Genomic DNA, 1,493 nt, shown 5'->3' with positions numbered 1-1,493 from the left:
GGGTCACCCATTAAGAAGCCGTTGTAAAGAAGACGAACGGATTTTTTGATTGTTTCAGGATGAAAAAATCAATAAATCTGTTCAACCGCTTGCACTTAAGCTCAGCCAACCGCTTTAGTTACACTTCATCTCGCATTTTAATCAATTGATGTCGAAACACTTCGCATCAGTCACCCATCTGAATTAAGCAATCATGTTACACAAACCATGTTGCCTTGGCTTACGCCTCAAAAATTATCCGGTACCAATAAGTATCCAAATCACGCACAGCGTCTTGTGGTTCTGAGCCCAACCCTTTGTCGGCTTACCTACTGGGCGAAGTATAAAACTAGGCGGAAAACGGCATCCAATCACGGTCTAATGGTTATTCCAACCCCTTGGCTGGCTTACCGCTTTCCATTAACTAAAGGCTAATTGCATATCAAACTCAACATGGTTTTTCATCATAAAATAACAAGCCCGAGCCAGTTTATGTGCCACGGCTTTCATCGCAATGATACCGTTGCTTTTTTGTTTTTTTCGCTCATAAAAACGCTTAATCGGTTTAGCATAACGAATGGCAAAATGTGCAGCTTCAGCATAAGCCCAAGACAAATAACGGTTGCCATTTTTAGCATTGCCTTTGCCTTTCGTTTTTTGATTACTGATACGTGTGCTTTTGACACAACGGCAATAGGAGGCGTAATTACCGACCTTTTCAAATCGTTCAATATTGCCTGTTTCTAATAGTATTGTGGCCGCTAAAATTTGCCCAATACCAGGTACGGTTTGCAAACCTTGGTAATCGAGTTGAGGTGTTAAATGATTTTTGATGATGACCTCTTGTTGTTTAATTTCATGTGTTAGTAAGCGATATAAACGTTTATGCGGGGCGGCAATGGCTTCGAGCATGGGGTCGGTAAAGGTAAACTGGTCTATATCTTTATGAATGGCATTGGTGTTTAAGGTAATGCCCAATTGTCTTGAGTATAAACTTTTAAAACTGGCAATATTGAGTGTGCGTTGTTGTACGAGACCACTGCGTTTTCTGAGTAAGTCACGTAACTTACGCGTTTGTTTTGGATAGATATAACCTGTGGGTAAAATCCCGAGCCGTAATAATTTGGCGAGCCACCTCGCATCATGAACATCGTTTGTATATTTCAAACCCGAATAGGTTTGCACCGCAGTTGTGTTGACCAGATGGAGTTTAAAACCGTGCGCCATCAAACCATCAACGAGCCAATACCAGTTAAAAGTGGATTCGACCGCTACCCCAACTAAATCATTTTTAAAGGGCTGGAGCGCATCAATAATGAGAGCAAGCTCATTGGGTAATCGCTTCTCATACACGCTGTTATCCTCCTCATCCAAAACGACTAAATAAGCATTGTTGGAATGTAAATCTATTGCGCTAAAATAGTTCATACAGCCTCCTGTTTGTTTTGGGTTCAACTTTCAGTTTAGTGCTGAAAGTCAATGCAAGGAGCGAGGCTGTCTTAGAGGATTATCAG

1 protein-coding gene is annotated in these 1,493 nt (G+C 41.3%); it reads right to left on the bottom strand.

Translation table 11 applies throughout. From position 1 onward, the window contains the following. Positions 1-399: 399 nt before the first annotated feature. Positions 400-1,407 (bottom strand): IS110 family RNA-guided transposase, encoded by a 1,008-nt coding sequence (locus tag HR060_RS19085; RefSeq protein WP_174201855.1) that lies wholly within the window; start codon positions 1,405-1,407, stop codon positions 400-402. Between the last annotated feature and the right edge of the window lie 86 nt (positions 1,408-1,493).

This window comes from Marinifaba aquimaris (genome assembly GCF_013328345.1).
GTDB classification, from domain to species: domain Bacteria; phylum Pseudomonadota; class Gammaproteobacteria; order Enterobacterales; family Alteromonadaceae; genus Marinifaba; species Marinifaba aquimaris.
This window is presented reverse-complemented; position numbering and strand designations above follow the sequence as displayed.